22 protein-coding genes are annotated in these 23,876 nt (G+C 57.8%); all 22 read left to right on the top strand.

Translation table 11 applies throughout. The features are described 5' to 3' along the window. Positions 1–56 precede the first annotated feature (56 nt). The 22 genes from AC0YNU_RS25235 to AC0YNU_RS25130 all read left to right on the top strand — a co-directional run bounded on the left by AC0YNU_RS25235 (position 57) and on the right by AC0YNU_RS25130 (position 23,873). The gene (locus AC0YNU_RS25235) at positions 57–1,058 is read left to right on the top strand and encodes an FTR1 family iron permease (protein ID WP_475761445.1); all 1,002 of its coding nucleotides are present in this window, start codon (positions 57–59) and stop codon (positions 1,056–1,058) included. Positions 1,059–1,475: 417 nt separating this feature from the next. Then, on the top strand, positions 1,476–1,862 hold the full coding sequence (locus AC0YNU_RS25230) for an NADH-quinone oxidoreductase subunit A (protein WP_475761444.1): 387 nt from the start codon (positions 1,476–1,478) through the stop codon (positions 1,860–1,862). Then, positions 1,847–2,365, top strand: a complete 519-nt coding sequence (locus AC0YNU_RS25225; protein ID WP_090642552.1) for a NuoB/complex I 20 kDa subunit family protein — start codon at positions 1,847–1,849, stop codon at positions 2,363–2,365. Before AC0YNU_RS25230 ends, AC0YNU_RS25225 begins: the two co-directional genes overlap by 16 nt. Then, positions 2,362–3,690 carry an NADH-quinone oxidoreductase subunit C gene (locus AC0YNU_RS25220; RefSeq protein WP_475761443.1) on the top strand — a complete coding sequence of 443 codons (1,329 nt, stop codon included), beginning with the start codon at positions 2,362–2,364 and terminating at the stop codon, positions 3,688–3,690. Before AC0YNU_RS25225 ends, AC0YNU_RS25220 begins: the two co-directional genes overlap by 4 nt. A 6-nt stretch (positions 3,691–3,696) precedes the next feature. Beyond that, on the top strand, positions 3,697–4,797 hold the full coding sequence (locus AC0YNU_RS25215) for an NADH-quinone oxidoreductase subunit D (RefSeq protein ID WP_475761442.1): 1,101 nt from the start codon (positions 3,697–3,699) through the stop codon (positions 4,795–4,797). Next, entirely contained in the window at positions 4,797–5,807 is a 1,011-nt protein-coding gene (gene nuoH / locus AC0YNU_RS25210; RefSeq protein WP_475761441.1) for an NADH-quinone oxidoreductase subunit NuoH, read from the top strand. Before AC0YNU_RS25215 ends, nuoH begins: the two co-directional genes overlap by 1 nt. Before the next feature lie 116 nt (positions 5,808–5,923). Then, positions 5,924–6,379, top strand: a complete 456-nt coding sequence (gene nuoI, locus AC0YNU_RS25205) for an NADH-quinone oxidoreductase subunit NuoI (protein WP_161705521.1) — start codon at positions 5,924–5,926, stop codon at positions 6,377–6,379. A 3-nt stretch (positions 6,380–6,382) separates the two neighbouring features. Continuing rightward, positions 6,383–6,901 (top strand): NADH-quinone oxidoreductase subunit J, encoded by a 519-nt coding sequence (locus AC0YNU_RS25200; protein WP_475761440.1) that lies wholly within the window; start codon positions 6,383–6,385, stop codon positions 6,899–6,901. Continuing rightward, positions 6,902–7,204 (top strand): NADH-quinone oxidoreductase subunit NuoK, encoded by a 303-nt coding sequence (gene nuoK / locus AC0YNU_RS25195; RefSeq protein WP_161705525.1) that lies wholly within the window; start codon positions 6,902–6,904, stop codon positions 7,202–7,204. Positions 7,205–7,210: 6 nt separating this feature from the next. After that, entirely contained in the window at positions 7,211–9,082 is a 1,872-nt protein-coding gene (gene nuoL / locus AC0YNU_RS25190) for an NADH-quinone oxidoreductase subunit L (RefSeq protein ID WP_475761439.1), read from the top strand. Then, on the top strand, positions 9,082–10,710 hold the full coding sequence (locus AC0YNU_RS25185; RefSeq protein ID WP_475761438.1) for a complex I subunit 4 family protein: 1,629 nt from the start codon (positions 9,082–9,084) through the stop codon (positions 10,708–10,710). The genes nuoL and AC0YNU_RS25185 overlap by 1 nt, the downstream gene beginning before the upstream one ends. Before the next feature lie 5 nt (positions 10,711–10,715). Continuing rightward, complete coding sequence (locus AC0YNU_RS25180) at positions 10,716–12,278, top strand: NADH-quinone oxidoreductase subunit N (RefSeq protein ID WP_475761437.1); 1,563 nt, start codon at positions 10,716–10,718, stop codon at positions 12,276–12,278. Between the two features lie 447 nt (positions 12,279–12,725). Further along, the gene (locus AC0YNU_RS25175; RefSeq protein ID WP_475761436.1) at positions 12,726–15,692 is read left to right on the top strand and encodes a S8 family serine peptidase; all 2,967 of its coding nucleotides are present in this window, start codon (positions 12,726–12,728) and stop codon (positions 15,690–15,692) included. 34 nt (positions 15,693–15,726) lie between these two features. Beyond that, the gene (locus AC0YNU_RS25170; protein ID WP_475761435.1) at positions 15,727–15,972 is read left to right on the top strand and encodes a DUF1146 family protein; all 246 of its coding nucleotides are present in this window, start codon (positions 15,727–15,729) and stop codon (positions 15,970–15,972) included. Between the two features lie 215 nt (positions 15,973–16,187). Further along, positions 16,188–17,606 carry a UDP-N-acetylglucosamine 1-carboxyvinyltransferase gene (murA, locus tag AC0YNU_RS25165; protein ID WP_475761434.1) on the top strand — a complete coding sequence of 473 codons (1,419 nt, stop codon included), beginning with the start codon at positions 16,188–16,190 and terminating at the stop codon, positions 17,604–17,606. Between the two features lie 377 nt (positions 17,607–17,983). After that, positions 17,984–19,108, top strand: coding sequence for a stage II sporulation protein D (spoIID, locus tag AC0YNU_RS25160; protein WP_475761433.1), 1,125 nt, complete (start codon positions 17,984–17,986; stop codon positions 19,106–19,108). Between the two features lie 186 nt (positions 19,109–19,294). Continuing rightward, positions 19,295–19,957, top strand: a complete 663-nt coding sequence (locus tag AC0YNU_RS25155; RefSeq protein WP_475761432.1) for a peptidoglycan DD-metalloendopeptidase family protein — start codon at positions 19,295–19,297, stop codon at positions 19,955–19,957. Between the two features lie 184 nt (positions 19,958–20,141). Next, the gene (gene spoIIID, locus AC0YNU_RS25150; protein WP_090575384.1) at positions 20,142–20,429 is read left to right on the top strand and encodes a sporulation transcriptional regulator SpoIIID; all 288 of its coding nucleotides are present in this window, start codon (positions 20,142–20,144) and stop codon (positions 20,427–20,429) included. A 104-nt stretch (positions 20,430–20,533) separates the two neighbouring features. Continuing rightward, positions 20,534–21,544 carry a rod shape-determining protein MreB gene (mreB, locus tag AC0YNU_RS25145; RefSeq protein WP_475761431.1) on the top strand — a complete coding sequence of 337 codons (1,011 nt, stop codon included), beginning with the start codon at positions 20,534–20,536 and terminating at the stop codon, positions 21,542–21,544. A gap of 189 nt (positions 21,545–21,733) precedes the next feature. After that, complete coding sequence (locus tag AC0YNU_RS25140; protein WP_475761430.1) at positions 21,734–22,603, top strand: flagellar hook-basal body protein; 870 nt, start codon at positions 21,734–21,736, stop codon at positions 22,601–22,603. 104 nt (positions 22,604–22,707) lie between these two features. Further along, complete coding sequence (locus AC0YNU_RS25135) at positions 22,708–23,529, top strand: flagellar hook-basal body protein (protein WP_475761429.1); 822 nt, start codon at positions 22,708–22,710, stop codon at positions 23,527–23,529. A gap of 11 nt (positions 23,530–23,540) precedes the next feature. Further along, positions 23,541–23,873: a DNA-directed RNA polymerase subunit beta gene (locus AC0YNU_RS25130; RefSeq protein WP_475761428.1), complete on the top strand. Its 333-nt coding sequence runs from the start codon at positions 23,541–23,543 to the stop codon at positions 23,871–23,873. Positions 23,874–23,876: the final 3 nt, after the last annotated feature.

Here is a 23,876-nt window from a genome sequence, read left to right as displayed (position 1 = left end):
TGCTCGGCCCACGCAGGCCGGCGAACAAGGTAAAGGTTAAGGAGTGAGCGTTCACCATGAACTTGCAGGCATTTCTCATCACGTTTCGCGAAGCGTTCGAAGCGATATTAATCGTCGGCATCATTATTTCGTATTTGAACCGGATCGGACAGTCCAAATGGAACAAGTTCGTCTGGCTCGGCGTCGCGCTCGCGGTAGCGGCAAGCCTCGGCGTCGCCATGCTGTTCCAGAACGTGCTGGACGGTTACGCGACCATGGGCAGCAAGGATTACATGCGGATCGGAATCCTGCTCGTCTCGGCGGGATTGCTGACGCATATGATCCTGTTCATGAGTAAGCAGAACCGCGAGATGCGAAGCAAGCTGCAGAGCAAGGTGGCGCTCATTCTTACGGCCGGAGGCGCGCTCAACATGATCGTTCACTCCTTCCTCGTGACGCTGCGCGAAGGCGTGGAGACCGTCTTCTTCTTCGCGGCGATTTCGAACGGCGATATTTCCAAGGTCATTCAGAGCTGGGGAGCGCTCGCGGGTCTAGCCGCGGCGGCAGTCCTCGGGCTGGTCGTGTTCAAAGGCAGCAAGAAGATTCAGATCGGCACGTTCTTCAAGCTTACGAGCGTGTTCCTCATCATGATCGCAGCCGGGTTGTTGGTGCAGGCGATCGGCGTCATGCAGGATTTGCGCGTGATCGGCAGCGTCTATAAGACACCGGGCGGCCAAATCGCGGCGATGTATGATTTGACGTGGCTGCTCCCCGAGCATCCGATCGATGAAGCCAATTATATACGCGATACCGGGCATCATCCGGTGTTCCATGGTCAAGTAGGCGTCTTCCTTAAGGCGTTTCTCGGTTATTCGGAGGATCCGTCCCTGGAAGAATTCGCCTGTTATTGGCTCTATTACCTCTTCGTCTTCGTCCTCATAGCGAGGGGCAAGAAAGTCGCGGCAATGGCCGCGGCGAAGGCGAGAGAGGGAGATTCGGACTCCGATTCGCCGGGAACGGTAGAATTCGCCGTCCCTGCCATGTCCGCATCCCAATCCAAACCCGTTCAAAGCCAATGAAGAAGCGGTTCGGAAAGGCGCTGGGATAGTCATTTAGCTTTTTCAAAGAAAGCCATTCATCTGGACTTTCCTATTCCTGAAACCCAACCTTTCGTATTCGAGCTTTCGAACCTTTCGTATTCGAGCACCAGTGCCTTCCATAGCCCTGTTGAGCAAGCTCCTCCTTCTTTCATCCGAAGGGGGATTTTTTGCGTTTTGGCAGTGTTCCGGAATTCGTCACAACTTAATCGGCGCGAACGAGCATATAGATTTCAAACGGCGGGCGTTCTTAAGTCGAAGGGAGTTGGGCATAACTGGTGGGTGGGCCTAGTAAGCGCATCCAACTGGGTCATAGACGCAAGTGGCAGGTTTTGTTATAATTGTGAGGGAATTTTGTCCAAGTTCACCGCACGTATAACGCCCTATAGATCCCTAACCATGGAGGCGAAAGTTGTGGAGAAGTACATCAACAATTACGTTATCGTGACGATTTTCATTCTGCTCGGAATTTTGCTTCCGGTGGTCGCGTTAACCGTCGGGCGGCTTCTTCGGCCGAACAAGCCGAACGAAGAGAAGAAAACCACTTACGAGAGCGGGAACGAGCCCGTAGGGGAGGGGCAAGTTCGTTTCAACGTGCGCTACTACTTGTTTGCGCTTATGTTTGTCGTCTTTGATGTCGAAACCGTTTTCCTATATCCGTGGGCCGTCGCGTATAAGCAGCTCGGCCTTTTTGTGCTTGTTGAAATGGCGATCTTTACGGGACTTTTATTGATCGGACTACTCTACGCCTGGAAGAAGAAGGTGCTGAAATGGAATTCAATCTAGAGTCGATTACCCCTGAAGAGAGACAAGAGCTGGAACGCAACGTGTTCATGGGCACGCTGGAGCAGCTCAAGGCATGGGCGCGCAGCAACTCGCTGTGGCCGCTGACGTTCGGACTGGCCTGCTGCGCCATCGAGATGATGGGCACCGGCGCGTCGCATTACGATCTGGACCGCTTCGGCGTCATGTTCCGCACCTCGCCTCGCCAATCCGACGTGATGATCGTCGCTGGCACCGTTACGAAGAAAATGGGGCCGCTGCTGCGCCGCCTCTATGACCAAATGCCCGAACCCAAATGGGTCATCGCGATGGGCTCTTGCGCGACCGCCGGCGGGCCGTACGTAAAATCGTATGCCGTCATGAAGGGCGTCGATCAGATTGTTCCCGTCGATGTTTACATACCTGGATGTCCGCCTAATCCAGCCGCGCTCATCTATGGCATCAATAAGCTTCAGGAGAAGATCCGCTACGAAGCCAAGACCGGGAAGCGGGTGACGAGCCGATGAGCGAGGAGAAAGAGAAGGAGCCCGGGCAGCCGTCCGAGCTAGAGGCGTCCGAGTCAGACGCGTCGTCTGGCGATTCCGCAGTTGACAACGTGACCAATGCGTCCGCTGAAGAGGAAGCGAAGCCCGCCGAACCAAGTTCGCCGCGCACAGCGAGACCTTCCGCAACAATCAGCGGAACGCCCTCAGTGCCGGTAGACTCCGAAACGCCTGCAGCAGACGCCAGCATTCCCGTTTCACCGGCAGAGGATCGCGGAGCTCCCGCATCGCCAGCTCCGGATACTGGAATTCCCGCCGCATCTGCTGCTTCAGCAGACGCCGGCACGCCTTCGGCGGCAGCGCCCGCCTCAAAAGACGAAGCATCCGAAGCAGACGCCGGCACAACCACTGCGGCAGCGCCGGCCCCAAGCGGCGAAGCGCCCGCGGTCGATCCCGAGCGCGAGGCAAAGCTGAAGGCAGCCGCAGAGGCCCGAGCGGCCCGTGCCGCAGCCAAAGCCGCGGCTGAAGGCAGCACGCCGGCAGCGGACGCCGGCACGACCTCGGCGGCAGCGCCGGCCCCAAGCGGCGAAGCGCCCGCGGTCGATCCCGAGCGCGAGGCGAAGCTGAAGGCAGCCGCAGAGGCTCGCGCGGCCCGTGCCGCAGCCAAAGCCGTTGCTGAAGGCAGCGCGCCGGCAGCGGATGGCGGAACGCCTTCCGCGGCAGCGTCCGCTCCAAGCGGCGATGCGCCTGCAGCGGATCCCGAGAAGGAAGCCAAGCTGAAGGCCGCGGCTGAGGCCCGTGCGGCCCGCGCCGCAGCCAAAGCGGCAGCAGAAGGCGAAGCGGCCGCTCCGGCGGAGCCGAAGCCTCCGTCCCCGATGCAGCCGCAGCTGGATCTCACCGCCGAGCTCATCCGCGCGCTGGTGGCTGAGGATGCCATCGAAGAAGCCTATATTAACGAACTGGACGGCCATCGGCCTACCTTGATTCTGCGCGGCGAACGGCTGCTTGCCGCAGCCGAGCTGTTAAAGTCGCATCCGAAGCTGCAGATGGACTATATGCGCAATCTGTCCGGAGTCGACTACGAGACGCATCTGGAAGTCGTTTACCATCTTGTCTCCCTGCAATCGGGACAGGAGATCACCGTCAAAGTGAAGACGGACCGCGAGACGCCCTCGGTGGCGTCCGTCGCCCCGGTCTGGGAGACGGCCAATTGGAACGAGCGCGAGATCTATGATCTGCTCGGCATCGACTTCCCCGGCCATCCCGACCTGCGGCGCATCATGATGCCGGACAATTGGGTGGGCCATCCGCTGCGCAAAGATTACGAACCGCTCGACTCGGAGGTGTGATGGACCGTGATTCGAACCGAAGAACTGCTGCTTAACGTCGGGCCTCAGCATCCCAGCACGCATGGCGTTTTCCGCATTATCGTCAAGCTGGACGGCGAAGTGATTACGGAAGCGACACCGGTCATGGGTTACCTTCACCGGGGGACGGAGAAGCTCGCGGAAGATCTGAATTATACCCAAATCATTCCCTATACCGACCGGATGGACTACGTATCCGCGATGACGACCAACTACGTGCTCTGCCACGCCGTCGAGAAAATGATGGGCCTCGAGGTGCCGGAGCGGGCGGAGTTCATGCGGCTGATCGTGATGGAGCTGCAGCGAATCGCAAGCCATTTGGTCTGGTGGGGCACCTATCTGCTGGATATCGGCGCGATGAGTCCGTTTCTGTTCGCATTCCGCGACCGGGAAATTATCATAAATCTGTTCAACGAGCTGTGCGGGGCAAGGCTGACGTACAACTACATGCGCGTCGGCGGCGTCAAATGGGATGCTCCTCCGGGCTGGATCGAGCAGGTGCGCGATTTTATCCCCTATATGGAAAGCAAGCTGGACGAGTACCACAACCTGGTCAGCGGCAATGAAATTTTCCTGGCCCGGATCAGAGGCGTCGGCCGTTACGATGCGGCAACCGCGATCAATTTCGGCTTATCGGGCGCGAACCTGCGGTCCACGGGCGTCAATTGGGATCTGCGCAAAAACAAGCCGTACAGCTTGTACGACAGGTTCGAATTCGATGTTCCGCTGGGGAGCGTAGGCGACTGCTATGACCGGTACAACATCCGCCTCGAAGAAATCCGCCAGTCGCTTCGTATTCTGAAGCAGGCGCTGGCGCAGTTCCCGGGCCCTGGCGACGTGATGGGCAAGGTGCCACGGGTGATCCGGCCGCCGGCGGGCGAACTGTATGTCGGCATCGAATCGCCCCGCGGCGAGATCGGCTGCCATATTGTTTCCAAAGGCAAGGCGGAGCCGTACCGCCTGAAATTCCGGCGTCCTTCGTTCGTTAATCTGCAGATTCTGCCGAAGCTGCTCGTCGGCGAGACGATGACGAACCTCATTACGATTTTGGGCGGCATCGATATTGTCGTCGGGGAGGTCGACTGCTAATGGGAGCCTGGCTTGACGAAACCTTGACCTGGGGCCATGCGCTCTTGTTCTTCCTGTGGGGCGTCATTCTTCTCATGATCGTCCTCGGTTTCGTAACGTACGCGATTTTCTTCGAACGGAAGGTCATCGGCTGGATGCAGTACCGGATCGGCCCGAACCGGGTCGGACCTTGGGGGCTGCTGCAGTCGGTAGCCGATATTACGAAGCTGCTGATCAAAGAGGATACGATTCCCCGCAAGGCGGACCGGGCGCTGTTCATCCTGGCCCCGGCGCTTGCGTATATACCGGCCTTTGCGGTGCTGGCGGTCATTCCGTATACGAATAAGCTGTATTTTGCCGATATCAACGTCGGACTGCTCTACTATGTCGCCTTGTCGGGCATCTCGACGATAGCGATTATCCTCGGCGGCTGGTCGTCGAACAACAAATACGCGCTGCTCGGAGGCATGCGCTCCGCCGCGCAAATGATCAGCTACGAAGTGCCGCTCGTCATCTCCGTCGTCGGCGTCGTCATGCTGTCGGGCACGCTGAACCTGCGCGGCATCGGAGAGCAGCAGGGGGACTGGTTCTGGCAGTGGAACTTCCTGCCGCAGATTCTCGGCTTCGTCGTCTTCATCATTGCGGCGGTGTCGGAGCTGAACCGAACGCCGTTCGACTTGCCGGAAGCGGAGTCGGAGCTCGTCGCCGGCTATCACGTCGAATACAGCGGATTCCGCTTCGCGTTCTTCATGCTGACGGAGTACGTGTACGTGTACGCGATCGCCGCGCTGACGACGGTGCTCTTCCTGGGGGGCTGGCATGCGCCGTTCCCGTTCCTGGACTGGGTGCCGGGTCTAATATGGTTCCTGCTTAAATTCACGTCGATCGTCTTCTTCCTGTTCTGGATCAGGGCGACGCTGCCGCGGATCCGCATCGACCAGCTCATGGGGCTCGGTTGGAAGGTCCTGCTGCCTGTGGCGATTCTGAACGTGTTTCTGACCGCGGTATACATGGAGCTGTTCATTAAATAAAAACGGCCCCGGCAAAGGCTTCGCACCAAAACTTAGCGTAGGCTTCCGATGTAGTTTTGTTTTATTGTCGGGAGCCCCGACAAAAGCTTCGCACAAAACTTGTAGGAGGGCGAAGAATGAAAGGTCTCTTAAAAGGGCTTGGCGTCACGCTGCAATCCATGACCAAGAAGAAAGTGACGACCTCCTATCCCGATGTGCCCATTATCATGCCGGACCGATTCCGCGGCATTCAGCATTTCGAGCCCGACAAATGCATCGTGTGCAACCAATGCGTGCGCATCTGCCCGACTGAGTGCATTACGCTTACGGGCAAAGCGAATCCGGATCCCGACAAAAAAGGCAAGGTCATCGATACGTACGACATCAACTTCGAAATCTGCATCCTGTGCGACCTCTGCACGGAGGTTTGCCCGACGGAAGCGATCGTCATGACGGGCAATTTCGAGCTGGCGTCCTACAGCCGCGACGATTTGTTCAAGGATATGAAGTGGCTGGACGACAACAACCGGCATGTCCGTCAGGACAACAACAATATCGGGGCGCCCGCTGCAGCCAAGGGAGGCGCGAAGTAACGCATGTTCAATATCGATTTCACCGGCGAGTTCGTCGCGTTCTTCGTCTTCTCCGTCATGATTATCAGCGGCGCGGTACTGATGGTCAGCTTTACGAAAGTCGTGCATATGGTCGTTTCGCTGGCAGCCGTATTCATCGGCGTGGCGGGAATGTTCATTTTGCTGGACGCCGAGTTTTTGGCTTTCGTACAGGTGCTCATCTATGCCGGCGCCGTCTCTATTCTGATGATCTTCGGCATCATGATGACGAAGCATCAGGATCCCGGAGCGGAAAGGCCGCGCACGCTGAACGATACGCTGTCGGCGATCGGCGCGCTGGCGCTGTTCGGCATTCTGTTCTATGCGATCCGCCAATCGGATTTTCCGGAGCCGCAGACGGTTCCGGACGGAACGGTCGACAATACGATGGCCATCGGCCAGCAGCTGTTTACCGGGTATGTCGTACCGTTCGAGCTGGTGTCCGTGCTGCTGACGGTCGCGTTCATCGGCGCGATCGTGCTCGCGAAGAAGGAGGCGGACTAGATGTTATCCTCGTATTTAACCATGGCGGCCATCTTATTCTGCATCGGGCTGTACGGCGCCCTTACGAAACGCAATGCCGTTATCGTCTTGTTGTCGATCGAGCTGATGCTGAATGCCGTCAACTTGAATCTGGTCGCGTTCTCCAAATACGGGGTCGTGCCTTCGCTGACGGGTCAAATGTTTACGCTGTTCAGCATTGCGGTCGCGGCTGCCGAGGCGGCTGTCGGCATCGCGGTGCTGATCGCGTTATACCGGGCGCGCGGAACCGTCAACGTGGACGATTACGACGAGATGAGGAGGTAAGCGCGTATGGATACGACTTTTTCGCAGGCTGCCTGGCTCATCCCGCTCTTTCCGCTCGCTGGGTTCCTGCTGCTGCTGGCCTTCGGCCGCTCGTCCAGAATGATCGGCGTCATGCTCGGTTCTGTCAGTTCGCTCGCGGGGTTCGTGCTTTCCTTGCTGGTGCTCATCGAGCATATGACGAAGGGGCAGCATGATTATCAATATGCGGTCAAATGGATCGACACGGGCAGCATCGTTTTCAAAGCAGGCTTCGAAGTGACGAATCTGACGGCGCTTATGCTCGTCGTGGTCACGGCGGTCAGTTTCCTGGTCAACGTTTATTCGGCCGGCTACATGAAAGGCGATGAACGGATTTCCGTCTTCTACAGCTACGTGGCGCTATTCACCTTCTCCATGTTGGGACTGGTGCTGGCGGACAATATGCTGACGCTCTATGTGTTCTGGGAGCTCGTCGGCGTCTGCTCGTTCCTGCTCGTCGGCTTCTGGTTCAGCAAGCCGGAGGCGAGAGCGGCCGCCAAGAAGGCGTTCATCGTGACGCGGATCGGCGATGCGGGTTTGTTGCTCGGCATCTTGCTGTTGTATTGGTACATGCCGGACCATGCGCTCGATTTTGTGCGGATCGGCAATGCGTTCGAGGGCGGCACCGGCGTCATCGCGGCAAGCGTTACGACTTGGATCGCGATTCTGATCTTCGTCGGCGCCGTCGGCAAATCCGGTCAGTTCCCGCTTCACGTGTGGCTGCCGGACGCGATGGAAGGCCCGACGCCGATCAGCGCGCTCATCCATGCCGCGACGATGGTCGCGGCAGGCGTGTATTTGGTCGCGCGGACGTTCGATATTTTCCAAGCGTCGCAGACGGCGATGGATATCGTGGCGTACATCGGCGGTTTTACCGCGATTTTCGCGGCAACGATCGGGGTGGCGCAGAACGACATCAAGCGTATACTCGCATACTCGACAGTCAGCCAACTGGGCTACATGATGATGGCTCTGGGACTGAATTCGATGACGGGCGGGATTTTCCACCTCTTCACGCATGCGTTCTTCAAAGCACTCCTCTTCCTCGGGGCGGGAAGCGTCATTCATGCCGTACATACGCAGAACATTCAAGAAATGGGCGGCCTCGGTTCCAAAATGAAGATTACCGCCTGGACGTTCGGAATCGGCACGCTGGCGCTGTCCGGCATCCCGCCGTTCTCGGGCTTCTGGTCCAAGGACATGATTCTGAATATCGCGTATCATGAGAAACCCGCGCTCTTCGTCATCGGCGTAGTAGCCGCTTTCTTCACCGCATTCTATATGGCACGGCTGTTCTTCCTGGTCTTTATGGGCAAGCCCAAGGGAGAGCGTCATGCGCATGAGTCACCGCTGTCCATGACGGTTCCGCTGATCGTGCTTGCCGTGCTGGCGGTCGTTGCCGGCTTCGTGCAGACGCCGTGGAACGATACGCTGGGCAACTGGCTGACGGACGGCGCAGAGCAGGAGAACGGCGGAGGCGGCCTCGTGATGGTGATCTCCGCGGCAATCGGTTTGCTCGGCTTGTATATGGGCTGGCTCGTATTCGTCAAAGGCATGATCTCGCGCGATTTCATTTCCTCCCGTGCCCCATGGCTTGTCCGGCTGCTGGAACGAAAATATTATATCGACGAGCTGTACGAAGCGGCGATCGTTCGTCCGCTGCGCGCGCTTGGCGGCTTGCTGAACGGCATTGACGATTATGTCGTAGACGGGTTGGTGCGTGCGGCCGGCGGAGCGGCGTTCCTGCTCGGCAGGGGCGGTACGCGGATGCAGAACGGCCAAGTACAGACGTACGGACTTATCACAGCGTTCGCGCTCGTCGTTCTAATTGCGGCAGTCGCGCTAAGGAGGTTCTGGTAATGCTCGCGGATCTTCCGATACTCTCGCTGATTACATTTTCTCCGCTGCTCGGCCTGCTGGTGCTCCTGTTTCTGCCGAAACAACGCAGCCGCTGGATCAAAGTAACCGCCATTACGGCAACGCTTCTTCCGCTCCTGCTCTCGTTATGGCTGTACGCGGATTATAACGGCATCAAGGGCGGCAAGCCTTACGAGGAAACCGCGACCTGGATCTCGACCTCGCTCAATAAAGAGGCTGTCGGCGACGTGAGCTCGTACACGCTGGAACTGCAGTACCACATGGGCATAGACGGGTTGTCCATGCCGCTGCTTCTCTTGACGACGATCGTCGGTGTCATGGCTGCGCTCGCTTCCGTGCATATCAAGAAGCGGTGGAAATCGTTCTATATTTGGTTCCTGCTGCTGGAGGTCGGCATGATCGGCGTCTTCCTGGCGAGGGATGTGTTCCTCTTCTTCGTCTTCTTCGAAATGACGCTCATACCGATGTTCTTCCTCATCGGAATATGGGGCTATATGAACCGTGAGCAGGCGGCGAACAAATTCCTGATCTATAACGGCATCGGCTCCGCGATTATGCTGCTGGCGTTCGTGTTTCTGGTCGCAACGGCCGGCTTCCGGGCGGATCCGCTTCCGGAACAGCAGCAAATGCACCTGTCCTACAGCGGAAGCTACGACGTGATCAGCTCGAATCTCGCCGATAAGGATGCTTACGTGAACATGCCGCAGCTGGCGCAGGGGGCGGACAATCCGCTTTACTTGTCCGATCGCATGCATTGGGTGATCTTCCTGCTGCTCTTGATCGCCTTCGGTATCAAGCTGCCGATCTTCCCATTCCATACGTGGATGCTAAAGGTGCATGCGGAGGCGCCGCCCTCGGTCGTCATGATTCACTCCGGCGTATTGCTCAAGATGGGGGCATACGGTCTGCTGCGCTTCGGGGTGTTCATGTTTCCTTCGCAGACGCATGACTGGGCGACGGTACTCGCGATATTAGGCGTCATCAATATTCTGTACGGCGCCGTGCTCGCGCTCGTGCAGAAGGAATTCAAGCTGGTGCTGGCCTATTCCTCCATCAGCCATATGGGCATCGTGCTGCTCGGAATCGCGTCGTTGAACGAGATCGGGCTTCATGGAGCCGTCATTCAGCTCGTCTCGCATGGCTTCATCTCGGCGCTGCTCTTCCTGATCGTCGGCAGCATCTACGAACGAACGGGCTCGACGGAGCTCAAGGATTTGGGCGGACTTGCCCGAAGCATGCCGTTCCTGAGCGGCGTGCTGCTGGCGGCAGGGATGGCTTCGCTTGGACTGCCGGGCTTGTCCGGATTCGTCGGCGAATTCCTGTCGCTGCTGGGCTTGTTCGATTCCATGCGCGTCATCACGGGCATTGCCGTGCTGGGCGTCATCCTGACGGCGGTCTATGTCCTCCGCAGCGTGCTCGGCATTACGTTCGGCGCCGTTCCTGAACGGCTCGCAGCCGTACGTGACGTCCGGCTTGTCGAAGCGGTGCCGATGATTGCGCTGCTCGCGTTCATCGTACTGATCGGCGTATACCCGGCCGTATTGACGGAGCCGATGCAGCATGGCTTCGACACGCTGCTGCAGCAGCTATCTGAGAAGGCGGGGAGGTAGGGAATATGGACGCTGCACAACAATTGCAGTCACTCACATGGAGCGATGCGGCCTATCTCGCCCCGGAATGGATTCTGATCGCGTTCATGATCGTACTGGCCGTGCTGGACTTGTTCCTGCCGCGCCGCGCTTTGACCGGCTGGCTGACGCTGGTCGGCCTGCTGACCTCGCTGGGCTTCGTTATCTGGCGCTTGACCGAGCTTGCGGGCACGACGCCGCAGATCGGAGCAGACGGGCAGGCAGTCTCCGGCGTCATTCGGATTATGGCGGACAGCTATCGGATCGATTACTTTTCCAGTCTGCTGAAGATCATCTTCCTCGTCGCGACGGCGCTGATCGTACTGATGAGCCTGGGGACGGTCCGAAGGTCGGACATTCCGGACCGCGGCGAATTCTATTATCTGCTGCTGCCGGCGGTGTGCGGCGCGATGATCATGGCTTCCTCCGGAGACATGCTTACGCTGTACATCGGTCTTGAGCTGCTGAGCATCACCACCTATGTGCTTGTCGGCATCCGCAAGCATTCGATTCAGTCCACGGAGGCGGCTTTCAAATACGTCGTAACGGGCGGTATATCCTCCGCGCTTATCCTGTTCGGAATGTCTTATCTGTATGGCATTACCGGCGCAACGAACCTGGGAGCCATAGGCGAAGGCCTCAAGGCGCATGCCATTGATTTTCCGGCGATACTTTACGTTGCCTTCTTCTTCATCCTTGCGGGCCTGGGCATTAAAATCGCCGCTGCTCCGTTCCATTACTGGTCGACGGACGTGTATCAAGGCGCGCCGACGCCGGTCACCGCTTTCCTTGCGGTCGTGTCCAAAGGCGCCGCGTTCGCCGTTATTTTCCGCATCGTGTACAACTTGGCCTTCTATTCATCCTCGCCGGGCAAGCCGGTAGCGGACGATGTGTTCCTCGTCCTGCTGATCCTGGCAGCGGCGGCTATGCTCGTCGGTTCGACGATGGCGTTGCGGCAGTACAACGTGAAACGACTCTTCGCACTGTCAGGCGTCGCGAATGCGGGCTATATGCTGGTTCCGCTCGGCTTGTCGATCAAAGGCATGCACGCTTCGGGCGTCGGCGAATTCATCTTCTACCTGGCCGCTTATCTGCTCATGACGATCGGCGCGCTGACCGTCTACGCCGTCATCGCCAAATCCTCGAGCCAAGAGGATGTCGGCGGCTTCGCGGGGTTGTATTACCGGGCCCCGTGGACGGCGGCTGCCATGATCGTCTTCGTGCTCTCCTTGGCCGGACTGCCGGTGACGGGCGGTTTCTTCGGGAAGCTGTTCATCCTGCTGGGCTCGGTACAGTCGAAGGACTACTGGATTGCCGCCGTTATGGTCGTAAGCAGCGTCATCTCCTACTACTTCTACTTCGGTCTTATCCGTCAAATGTTCATGCGTTCGACGAACGAGGCGGACGTGCAGGTTCCTGCGACGAGCGGCATCGTGATCTGGCTGTGCGCGGCCGCTACGGTTGCGCTCGGTATCGTGCCGGGACCGGTGCTCGACTGGATCAACAGTCATTTCTCGCTTGTGAACGATTTGTTCATAAGCATGGGGTAGTGGGGTAGTTTCGTAACGCGCCGCACTGCAACGACATTCGCTATCCGCGAAACCTCCAGCCCCGATACGGAATCGGGCGCTGGAGGTTTTCGTGTTTTGACGCCTTCGCTTCGTTCACAGCATCTTCAAGCGTAAGTATGCGCGGTAACTCATAGATATCATTGAATGCGGGCAGCGACCGGGACGTTAGACCTGTTTCTTGTCCATTCTACATCGCGTCACAAGGAGATCGGGGGGCGGGAAGCGAACAGTTTCAGATATCAAATTGCGGGTTAAAGGCAGAATATGATGAACAACACTTGGAAAGCGACTTCGATCCTCCTATCCTCCAAGCCGGCCCCCGTGCCTCGCGGGGCCTGTTCCGTCGTGCCCGCGGGGAGCGCTGTCGGGGACGCGGCACGCTGCTCGGACCGAAGCGTAGTCCCGGATGGGCACGGTGCTTCGGCTATGACTGAAGTCATGCCTCGTGCCTATGCAAACGAGGCGGATGATTGGCGCGGCGACCTGCGCATGGCTCCGGTCGCATGTGCCGATCAGGCTGCAGCGGCAGGCAGGCGTGCCGCTCCAACAGCGCGCTTCGCGCGCCTGGCGCGCCGCGCGCTGGCCGCCGGACTCGCGGCGCTGCTGCTCGCGGGCGCCCCTGCGCCGGCGGCGGCCGAGGCAGGCCCCGCACGGCCCGGGCCTGCCCAAGGCGCCGCCGACGGCGGCTATGATGAGCCGGCTACCTGGCTCATCAAATGGCGCGAGCCCGCGCAGGCGAAGCCTCTGCGCGGCACGCGCGTGCTCCGCCGCCTGGCGTTCCCGGCGGCGGCCGTGGACGTGGTCCGCCCCGAGGACCCTGGGGCGGACACGTCCGAGTGGCTCCTCCGGCTGCGGCAATTGCCGGAGATCGATTACGTGCAGCCGGTCAGCCCCGTTCATATGCTCGCGGCCGAACCGGCGAGCAATGACCCGGGCCTGCCCAAGCAGCATTACCTGTCGCAGATCCGCGCCGACGAGGCGTGGGCGACAACGCATGATCAGACCGACCTCACGATTGCGCTCATCGATACGGGCATCGACCTCGATCATCCCGATCTTCAAGACAATCTCGTTCCGGGCACGAATTTGGTCACGCCAGGCAAACCGCCGGAAGACGATAACGGCCACGGAACGGCGGTAGCCGGCGTCATCGCCGGCGAGGGGAATAATAAGCTCGGCATCGCCGGCATTCTTTGGCATGCCAAGATCATGCCCGTCAAGGCGCTGGATGCCGACGGCTACGGCGACGAGGCGCGGCTCGGCGAAGCGATCACGTATGCCGTGGATCATGGCGCGCGAATCTTGGTACTCTCCGTAGGGCTTTACCGATACTCGCCGTATTTGAAGGACATCGCGACTTATGCGGAATCCAAAGGCGCGCTGCTCGTAGCGGCCAGCGGCAATGACGGCCGTATCTTGGGAGATAAGGCGAAGGTCAAATATCCCGCCGCTTACCCGACGGTCATGGCCGTCGCGGGGGCCACGCCGGAGGGGAATCCGGAGACCCGTTCCAACGCGGGGCCCGAGATTGATCTCGCTGCTCCGTGGAGCGTATATACGACGGCGCTTGGCGGAGGCTATACACAGGAGGAAGGCACGTCGATGGCAGCGCCTCAAGTTGCGGCGGCCGCGGCGCTTGTCTGGTCCGTGCATCCCGGCTATAAGCCGTATCAGGTGCGCGCGCTCCTCCGCCAGTCCGCGAAGGATATCGGTAACCCGGGATTCGATAATGCCAGCGGCTACGGTTTGCTGCAGATCGACCGCGCGGTCACTGCACCGCTGCAGCAGGATAGTTTCGAACCGAACAACAGCCGTCAGGCGGCGAAGCTGTTCCCGCTCGGCACGAAGATCGGCGCGGAGCTTGGGAGCAGCACGGATGCGGATTGGTACCGTATCGAAGCCCCGTACGACGGCAAGATCGCGATACAGGTCCAGAGCCTTCCGGCTGAGGGCGAAAGTTTGCCCACGATGCAGCTGACCCGTGCCGGCGATACGTCGGCGCAAGCCACGCAGTCGACGAAGCTCAGCAACCAAACGGTCGAATGGAACGTAAAGAAGGGGCGGAACGATTTTGAGGTGCGTTTCTTCAAACGAAGCGGCAAGCAGAAGCTTGCGTATCTGATGACCTCGTCCTTCCAAATCGCGCCGGATGCTTACGAGACGAACGATAAGCCCTATCAAGCGGCTGCGCTGCAGCCGAAGTCGCAGCAGGTCGCGGGCAGCTTTCATCAAACCGGCGACCAGGATTGGTACGCGGTCCGTTTCGAGACCGGCGGAACGCTTAAGCTGTCGGTAACGACGGATTCCGCCCGGATGGATCCCGGTCTCGCGTACCAAAGGCAAGGCGGGCAGCTGCTGGAAGAGGATGCGAACGGCGAAGGAGAAGGCGAGGCAACGGCACCGATCGATATTACCCCGGGCACGTACTATATCCGCGTGCGCAACGCCATATCGGAGCAAGCAAGCTCGACGGCGTCGCAATATAAGCTGAACCTGCAGTTCGTCACGAGATATTCCGATCCCAACGAGCCTAACGACCGCTCTTACCAGGCGACGAGCATATCGCCCGGTTCTAGTTACTCCGGCGTTATCGGCAAGTCTGGCGACGTCGATTGGTATCAGGTGAGGTTGGCTTCGGCCAGCATGGCGACGCTGCAGGTGAAGGGGATCCCAGCCGGAATTAGCATGAAGGCGGAACTCTACGACCAGCGTCAGCAGCAGCTGTACGCACTGAAGTCTTCGCCGAGCGCCTCTGCCATGGTCAAGGAGCAGCGGCTCGATGCCGGACTCTACTATATCAAGGTGACGGCTAGCGCCGCCTTCGATAAGCAGGTTTACGGATTGCAGCTGAAGGCGGAGACGATGGTCGCCGGGTTTCGGGATATCGACGGGCATTGGGCGGAGTCGGCGGTCGTGGCGCTGAACAAGAAGGGAATCGTTGGCGGCAGCGGCAATTTCAGATTTAACCCGGACCAAAGCATTTCGCGCGCGGAAGCGGTATCCATGCTCGTGCGGGCTATCAAGCCTCCAGGCGGCGAAGCCGGGACGGCGGCCTTCCGCGATGTCGAAATGGGTCATTGGGCCTACTCTGCAGTGATGGGAGCCGCGAGATCGGGTTGGGTCGGAGGCTATCCCGGCGGGATGTTCGAACCGCGCCGTCCTGTCTCACGGGAAGAAATGGCCGTCATTCTGCTGCATGCGCTGGATGTGAAGAGCCTGCGTCCGGCAGCCGCCGTGTACGGCGACGTAGCGGCGGACCGATGGTCATCGCCGGCCATTTGGACCGCCAAGCAGAAAGGGCTGATGGGCGGCTACCCGGGGAACCGGTTCGAGCCAGAACGTCCGGCCACCCGGGCCGAGTTTGCATCCGTGCTTTTGCGCGCGTTAACGTGATCACGCAGTTATTTTAGATAGGAGTTAATGGAAAATGGATCAAGTCGCCTCATCGGCAGGCATACATGCTTTAATGTCCATCGTTATTGAATTGTTCAGCATCGCCCTGGCGTGGATCGTGATCCAGGAGCTGAAATGGGATTCCTTCGTCAAACGTCCCCGCGGACCGCAGACAAGAATGCTTCAAATCGTCGTGTCGATCGTGCTGGGCCACGGATTCGCTTCGTTCGTGCTGGCTTACTGGAACTGGTCGAGTTTGCTCAAGGGAATTGTCGAATAACAACCCGGAAACATGTTAACAATGGGTAATAGATGACGGTACGAAACACGAAATCGCTTGCGAATAGTATAAAATGCCGCATTTTGGCAGGTGCAAAATAAGGCTTGTCGATTCTTGTAAGCGGATGGTAAGATGTAGTTTGGGTACGGATCGGAGTACCATTTAATTCCTTGAAGATGTCAAAGAATCTACTGCACGCGGAGGGAAACCTTAAGATGAGCAAAATAATCGTCCGCGGCGGCAAGCGACTATCCGGAACTGTCCGCGTAAGCGGCGCAAAGAACGCCGTATTACCGATTCTCGCTGCCACGTTACTCGCAAAAGATGGCGAAAGTGTCATCCATGACGTACCTTATCTAGATGATGTAATTACAATTCAACAAGTGCTTTCCGCATTGGGCGGCAAGCTGACATATGATAATGAGACGATGCGCATTTCCGCTGAACATCTCGTTTCGTTCGAAGCCCCGTATGAGTGGGTGCGCAAGATGCGCGCTTCTTTCCTTGTCATGGGTCCTTTGCTGGCACGTCTCGGCTGCGCAAGAATTTCGCTTCCGGGTGGATGCGCAATCGGAACGCGTCCGATCGACCAGCATTTGAAAGGCTTTGAAGCCATGGGCGCGGAAATCGTGCTCGGCCAAGGCTTTATCGAAGCCCGGACGGAAGGCAAGCTGCGGGGAGCCAAGATCTATCTGGATGTCGCCAGCGTTGGCGCAACGGAGAATATCATGATGGCAGCCGCCCTTGCGGATGGAACGACGACGATCGAGAATGCGGCGAAAGAGCCCGAGATCGTGGATTTGGCCAACTACCTGAATGCCATGGGCGCGAAAGTCCGCGGCGCAGGCACAGGCATTATTCGCATCGAAGGCGTGGAGTCGCTGAGCGGCGTATCGCATACCGTTATCCCTGACCGCGTAGAAGCGGGTACTTACATGATCGCGGCTGCCATGACCGGCGGCGACGTTCATATTGAAGGCGCAATCGGCGATCACTTGGCGCCTGTTATTTCCAAGCTGCAAGAAATGGGCGTAACCATTACCGAGACGGACAGCGGCATTCGCGTCGCTGCGGCGAAGAAGCTGAAATCCGTCGACGTGAAGACGCTCCCTTATCCGGGCTTCCCGACCGACATGCAGTCGCAAATGATGGCCTTGCTGATGGTTTCGGAAGGCACGAGCATCGTCACGGAGACCGTCTTCGAGAACCGCTTCATGCATGTCGAGGAGTTCCAGAAGATGAATGCGCATATTAAAGTAGACGGACGTACGGCGATCGTCTCCGGCGGCACGAAGCTGACGGGCGCGAAAGTAACGGCGACGGATCTGCGTGCAGGTGCAGCGCTTGTCTGTGCGGCATTGTGCGCGGACGGCGAGAGCGAGATCAGCGGTCTCCATCACGTGGACCGCGGATATGTGAACATTACGGGCAAGCTGGCGTCGCTCGGCGCCGAGGTGTACCGTAAGGAAGACGAGACGGAATCGGCACAGCCGGCGTACGTCAAAGTCCTCGAAGGCGTAGCAGCCGTACTGGAAGAAGCGGAGCCGGCGATCGTGGCCGCCCGTACGCAAGAGCCTGCCAAGCGGGAGAAAGAACTGCCGCGCATGAAAACCGCTCAACCAACCTGGGCCTAATTCCATTCCTGACAACGGCCCCGCCGTAATCCATTATTGTACGAATCAAGAAACCCTATTTTCGCTCCTTTCTTCGGGAGAGGTGAAAATAGGGTTTTTTGAGCTGATTGGCTTGCGTTTCCGTCGTGAGATGGAAATGCAAGCCATTCAGCTACTTCGTGAGCATAGGAATTGGTTTCAGTTGCCTTAGCCTCTCGACATGGTTTCCTTCTCTCTTTCCATACCAACCCCGTACTATCCTATCTTTCCGATTCATAGACTGTAATAGGGTAACGCTTGGAAACAGAGAATCGAAGAACCGAAAGGAGCCAAGCATGAAGCGGGGAAGATGGAAAGCACGCTCTTATCGTCGTCGATTTTGGACAAGGGGCTGGTGGATGGGGTTTCTGTGGGGGCTGCTGCTCGTGCTTCTCGTGAAAGCGGCAGTCCATTACCTGGAGCCGCCAGCGCAAGCTGAAGGGCAACAAGCGGCAGGGATGATGCAGGAGTCGGCCCCGGCCAAGGCCGACAGCCTCGAAGGCAGTGAGGCGCCTCCTGCAGCCGAGAAACCGGATTCGCCGTCCAAGGCAGACACGCCAGCCGCATCCGGATTTGGCGCCGGCGGCGCGGCAGAGGCGGACAAGCAGCTCCAGGTGCTCAGCGCCTACGACAGGCTGCGGGTATCCGTCTACTTGACGAAGGAGAAACGCATTGAGAAAATGCCGATCGAGTTGTATGTGCGCGGCGTCCTGGCCGGGGAAATGCCGGTGGATTTTGAACTGGAGGCCTTGAAAGCGCAGGCGATCGCGGCACGGACGTACATTTACAGGCGGTTGTTGACGGGCGATCGCAGCGGTCTGGACGAGAAGAAGTCGGCTGCCGACGTGGACGATACGGTGCTGAACCAGGTCTATATTTCGCTGGGGGATCTGCTGAACCGGTGGAGCGGCGCGGCCAAGGACGCGAATTTGCAGAAGTTGAACGACGCGGTCGAGGCAACGAAGGGGCAAATCGTTACGTATGGCGGAGAACCGATCCAAGCGTCGTTCTTCTCCACGAGCAACGGCTATACGGAGAACGCGTCGGATTACTGGGATGTGGACCTCCCGTATTTGCGCAGCGTGGCGAGTCCGTGGGACAAGGCGATCTCGCCGAGTTACCGGGAGATCGTGACGATGAAGCTGAAGGATGTTGCAGCCAAGCTAGGCGTGAAGACGAGCGAGGTGCGGTCTATGCGCATTTTGGATAAGACCTCCGGCTCGCGCGTTAAGGGCGTGAAGGTTGGCAGCAAGACATTCACAGGTAGAGAGATTCGGGAGAAGCTGTCTCTCGCATCCTCTGATTTTACGTGGACCATCGACGGCAATGAGATAAACATTTTAACGAGAGGCTATGGCCACGGCGTCGGTCTGAGCCAGTGGGGGGCTGACGGAATGGCGAAGGATGGCGCAACCGCGCGGCAAATCCTGGCGCATTACTATTCCGGTACCCGAGTCGAGCAAGCGACAGGCGTGCTAGACTAGTTTCTGCGACTCTCTTCTTGCAATCTCAAAAAATGTAAATCCCTCACGTATAAACTGCTAGGTTTCGGCAACAATGGCTAGTGAGGTGATCGAACAATGAGTGATAACAAATCAAAGTTCAATGAAGAAGCTCCCAAAAATAACCTGGGAGGCAAAGCCGTCAAACCGTCTGCGTGGAGAAAACTGATGGCAAAGAAATGGGCTGCACCATCAGCATTTTTGGCCGCCGCAGCAATCATCGTAACCTTAATGTGGCTCTATGGGGGAGCTGGGGAAACAACGGACAAACCGGCCAGCACCGACGTAGACGTTACACAAGGGCTTACGGATGAGCAATCGCTTGACGAACAAACACCGGCTGACGATGCGATGGTAGAGAAGTCCGGCAGCGAATTGATGAAATGGCCGGCCGACAAGACCCAGCTCGACGTGGTAGCTCCATTCTATGACGAGAAGTCCAGCAGCGAAGAACGTCAAGCGGCTTGGATCGAAGCGCCGGACAACACGCTTATTCCTAACCTTGGCATCGACCTCGGTAAAGGCGACCTGGCATTCGACGTATCGGCAGCGCTGAGCGGCGTCGTAACGGTATCCGAGAAAAACCCGCTTAACGGCAACGTGGTTCAAATCAAGCACGCGAACGGGCTCGTGACGATCTATAACAGTCTGAGCGACGTTCAGGTCAAAGTCGGCGACAGCGTGAAGCAAGGCCAGCTGATTGCGAAGGCAGGCCGCGACGAGCTGGAGAAATCGCTCGGCGTCCATCTTCACTTCGAAGTGCGCAAGGACGGCAAGGCGCTGAATCCGACTGCGCTGATCGAAGCCGCAAGCGCGGATTCCCAGCAATAACGCCAAGTCGGCAATAGATCGCAGTACCCTTCAGAAGGCAGGATTCCTGCCTTCTTTTTTTACGTTTACGGGCGCCTTTTGAAAATATTTGCAGTTCTTGGGCTTGTCACGCTTGGACACAAAGAATATATACCCGTACCCCTCATATAATGTACCAAACTATCTCGAGTAGGGAGGCGGGAGCGTGCACGATTACATCAAAGAACGGACCATAAAAATCGGCCGTTGCATCGTCGAGACGAAGCACACGGTGCGGACGATCGCGAAAGAATTTGGCGTCTCCAAGAGTACGGTGCACAAGGATTTAACCGAGCGACTGCCGGAGATAAATCCGGATTTGGCGGACCAGGTGAAGCACATCCTGGAATACCACAAATCCATTCGGCACCTGAGGGGAGGAGAAGCGACTAAAATCAAGTACAAGAAGAGCTCCGGACGTAAGCGGGAAGTCCTTGCTGCGGCAAAATCGTAAGCGATTTTTTCTACAAGAATAGAGGATTTTCGTCCCTTTCAGCGAATACTATACAGGATGAGGATTGTACTCGACTATTATTCGCGTTGGAGGACTTCAGACTTATGTTTAGCAAGGATATCGGGATTGATTTGGGAACTGCGAATGTGTCCATTCACGTTAGAGGGAAGGGCGTCGTTTTGGATGAGCCTTCGGTCGTAGCGATCGAAAGCGAAACGAAACGCGTGCTTGCCGTTGGAGAAGAAGCGCATCGGATGGTGGGACGGACCCCTGGAAACATCATCGCCATTCGACCGCTTCGAGACGGTGTTATTGCCGATTTCGAGATTACAGAAATTATGTTGAAGGCTTTCATCGATCGCGTAGGCGGCCGTTCATGGTACAGCCGCCCTCGCATTCTTATTTGCGCGCCGACGAACATTACGTCGGTCGAGCAGAAGGCGATCCGTGAGGCGGCAGAGCGCAGCGGGGCGAAGGATGTCTTCCTGGAGGAAGAGCCTAAAGCAGCGGCGATCGGCGCGGGCATGGATATTTATCAGCCTAGCGGCAACATGGTCGTCGACATCGGCGGCGGCACGACGGACGTAGCCGTTCTGTCGATGGGCGACGTCGTTACGGCCTCGTCGATCAAGGTCGCGGGGGACAAGTTCGACGAAGCCATCATGAAGTATATCAAAAACAAGTACAAGCTCTTGATCGGCGAACGGACGAGCGAGGATATCAAGATTAAGATCGGTACCGTGTACGACAACGGATTCCGGGACGAGATCGACATCCGCGGGCGCGATATGGTGACGGGCTTGCCGCTGACGGTGACGATTTATTCGGACGAGGTGCGCGAAGCGCTTTGGGAGCCGGTATCGTGGATCGTTTCGGCGGCCAAATCGGTGCTGGAGCGGACGCCGCCTGAATTGTCGGCCGACATTATCGACCGCGGCGTCATTCTGACGGGCGGAGGCGCGCTGCTGGGCGGACTGGACGCGCTGCTGGCCGAAGAGCTGAAGGTGCCGGTGCTTATCGCCGAGGACCCGATGCATTGCGTCGTGAAAGGGACAGGCCTGCTGCTTGACCATCTGGACCGCACGCCTCGCAGATCGGACAACGCCAGGCGCTAGAGACGGTGGGTTGGACGGCGAGCCGATGTTCGGGTAGGACGTCTAGGGGGACGTGCCGAGGGATGTGGGTCACAGAATAGGTCTAAAGACATGTCAGCCGTCTATTCATCACGGAACGCAGTTATCCGATATATACGATATAGCTTCGTTATGATCGGATACTATGAGAAGCGCTCAGGAGGATGCTCCATGCTAAGAGGTCTCTATACGGCTGCGGCGGGCATGATATCGCAGCAGAATAGACATGATACCGTTACGAACAATATTGCGAATATGAATACGCCTGGATATAAACAGAAGTATGCGGTTACCCATTCTTTCCCCGATATGCTGCTTCATTTGACAGGTTCTCAGGATGTCGACAATGGCAAATCGCTCGGCAAGCTGAACACGGGCGTCTTCGCGGAGGAGAGCCTGCAGGTCAATCTGCAGGGCGATCTGATGCAGACGAACCAATTCAGCGATTTCGCCATCGTATCCGACATCGGCGTACCCGGCGTCAACTTCGATTCATCCGGTAAAGCCGTGACGGCGGACGGAGAGATGATCTTCCAGCCGCAAGCGTTCTTCACCGTGCAGAATCAGAATGGCGAGACGCGTTATACGCGGGACGGCCAGTTCAAGCTGGACGAGCAGGGATTTCTGACGCTTCCCGACGGCTCCCGCGTGCTTGCCGCTGATGGCAACCCGTTTCAGATTCCGGCGGGCGTGACGTTGAATGATCTTACGCTTACGAGCGATAACCAGCTTCTGAATCCGCTGACGGGTGCGAGCGCAGGACAGCTGCTCCTTACCCGGGTGGACAACCCGAACGACCTGATTCGCGAAGGTGACGGCAAATTCAAGCTTGCAGACGGAGAAGAGGCGGCGGCGCGTCCGATCAACGCTCAGGACCGCGTCGAAGTGCGCCAAGGTTTCGTGGAGCGTTCCAATGTTGACGCTTCCCAGTCCATGGTCGACCTCATGTCGGCAGCCAGGGCGTACGAAGCCAACCAGAAGGTCATTCAATTCTTCGATAAAAGCTTGGATAAAGCCGTCAATGAAATTGGACGCATTTAACTTCGCGTATAGGAACGCAGGGCTGGGGCTGGTCGTACTGATGCGCAGCTTTAATGCACATGATAGTAGTACTGCTCGCCTATGCAACCAAGGAGGCTAACGGAATGAACGGTTCGACGATCAGTGCAATGGCATCTATGAGCGGTCTGCAGCAGAAGCTGGACATGCTGGCGGATAATATCGCAAACGTGAACACGGTCGGTTACAAGCGGAAGGTCGGCACGTTCGAAGATCTGCTGACGACGTTGAAGGAGCAGCCAGAAGCGTTTAATCAGCCGGGAAGGCTGACGCCGATGGGCTTCAATCAAGGCTGGGGCTCGCGACTGACGATGGTGCAGCCCGACTTCTCGCAAGGGCCGCTGCAGCAGACGGATCAGCCGAATGACGTTGCGATCGAGGGCAATGCGTTGTTCCAGGTCAGCGTAGACGACGCCGGGCATACGGGCTATACGCGCGGGGGATCGTTCCAAACTGTATTTACGCGGAATGGGATCAACATCCTGACGACGAAAGAAGGCTACCCGGTAGCCTCCGTCGGCGGCAATGCGATCGAAATTCCACCTGAAGTGAAATCGGTACAGATCGATGCCGCCGGCAATGTCGTCGGTACGATGCCTACGGGCGAGATTCTGCAGCTTGGACAGCTGAAGCTGGTTCAAGTGGACAAGCCGGGCTTGCTCACGCAGGTCGCGGACAATCTGTTCACAGTCGCGGACGGCGTGCAGCCGGGCGACGTCCTCCATGACGTAACGGCAAGCGCAGAATCCAAAATCGCCATTAAACAAGGTTATCTCGAGCAGTCGAATGTCGTGTTGGCCGACGAGATGACCGATTTGATCAGCGTGCAGCGAGCCTATCAGCTTAGCGCCAGAGCGTTAACGTCAAGCGATACGATGATGGGTCTTGCGAACAATTTGCGCGCATAGGAAATGAGTGAATGCCTATGGATTCAAAGAAAGAAACAGCCGCCGGGCTGGAAGGCGTAACGCCTGCGGAACGCGGCAATTTGCTTGGCGCTTCGGCTGCCGCCGCTCGTCCCGAACGAGAAGCCTCCGGAGCGCAATCGAAGAAGGCTGCGCGCAAGAAGCGCCATCCCGCCGTCCGCGTCCTGAGATGGACGCTGCTGAAGAGCATCGTGCCAATCCTTTGCGTGCTGGCTATTATTGGCGGCATGTACATCGGATATTCGATGCTTGGCAAACGGCCGGGAAGCGAAATTTTCGAACTCGAGACATGGAAGCACATGTATGATCTTATATTCGCCGATTGATTC

This window comes from Paenibacillus sp. J31P316, assembly GCF_056269105.1.
The sequence above is the reverse complement of the archived record's forward strand: the minus strand, read 5'-3'. Positions and strand labels throughout refer to the sequence as shown.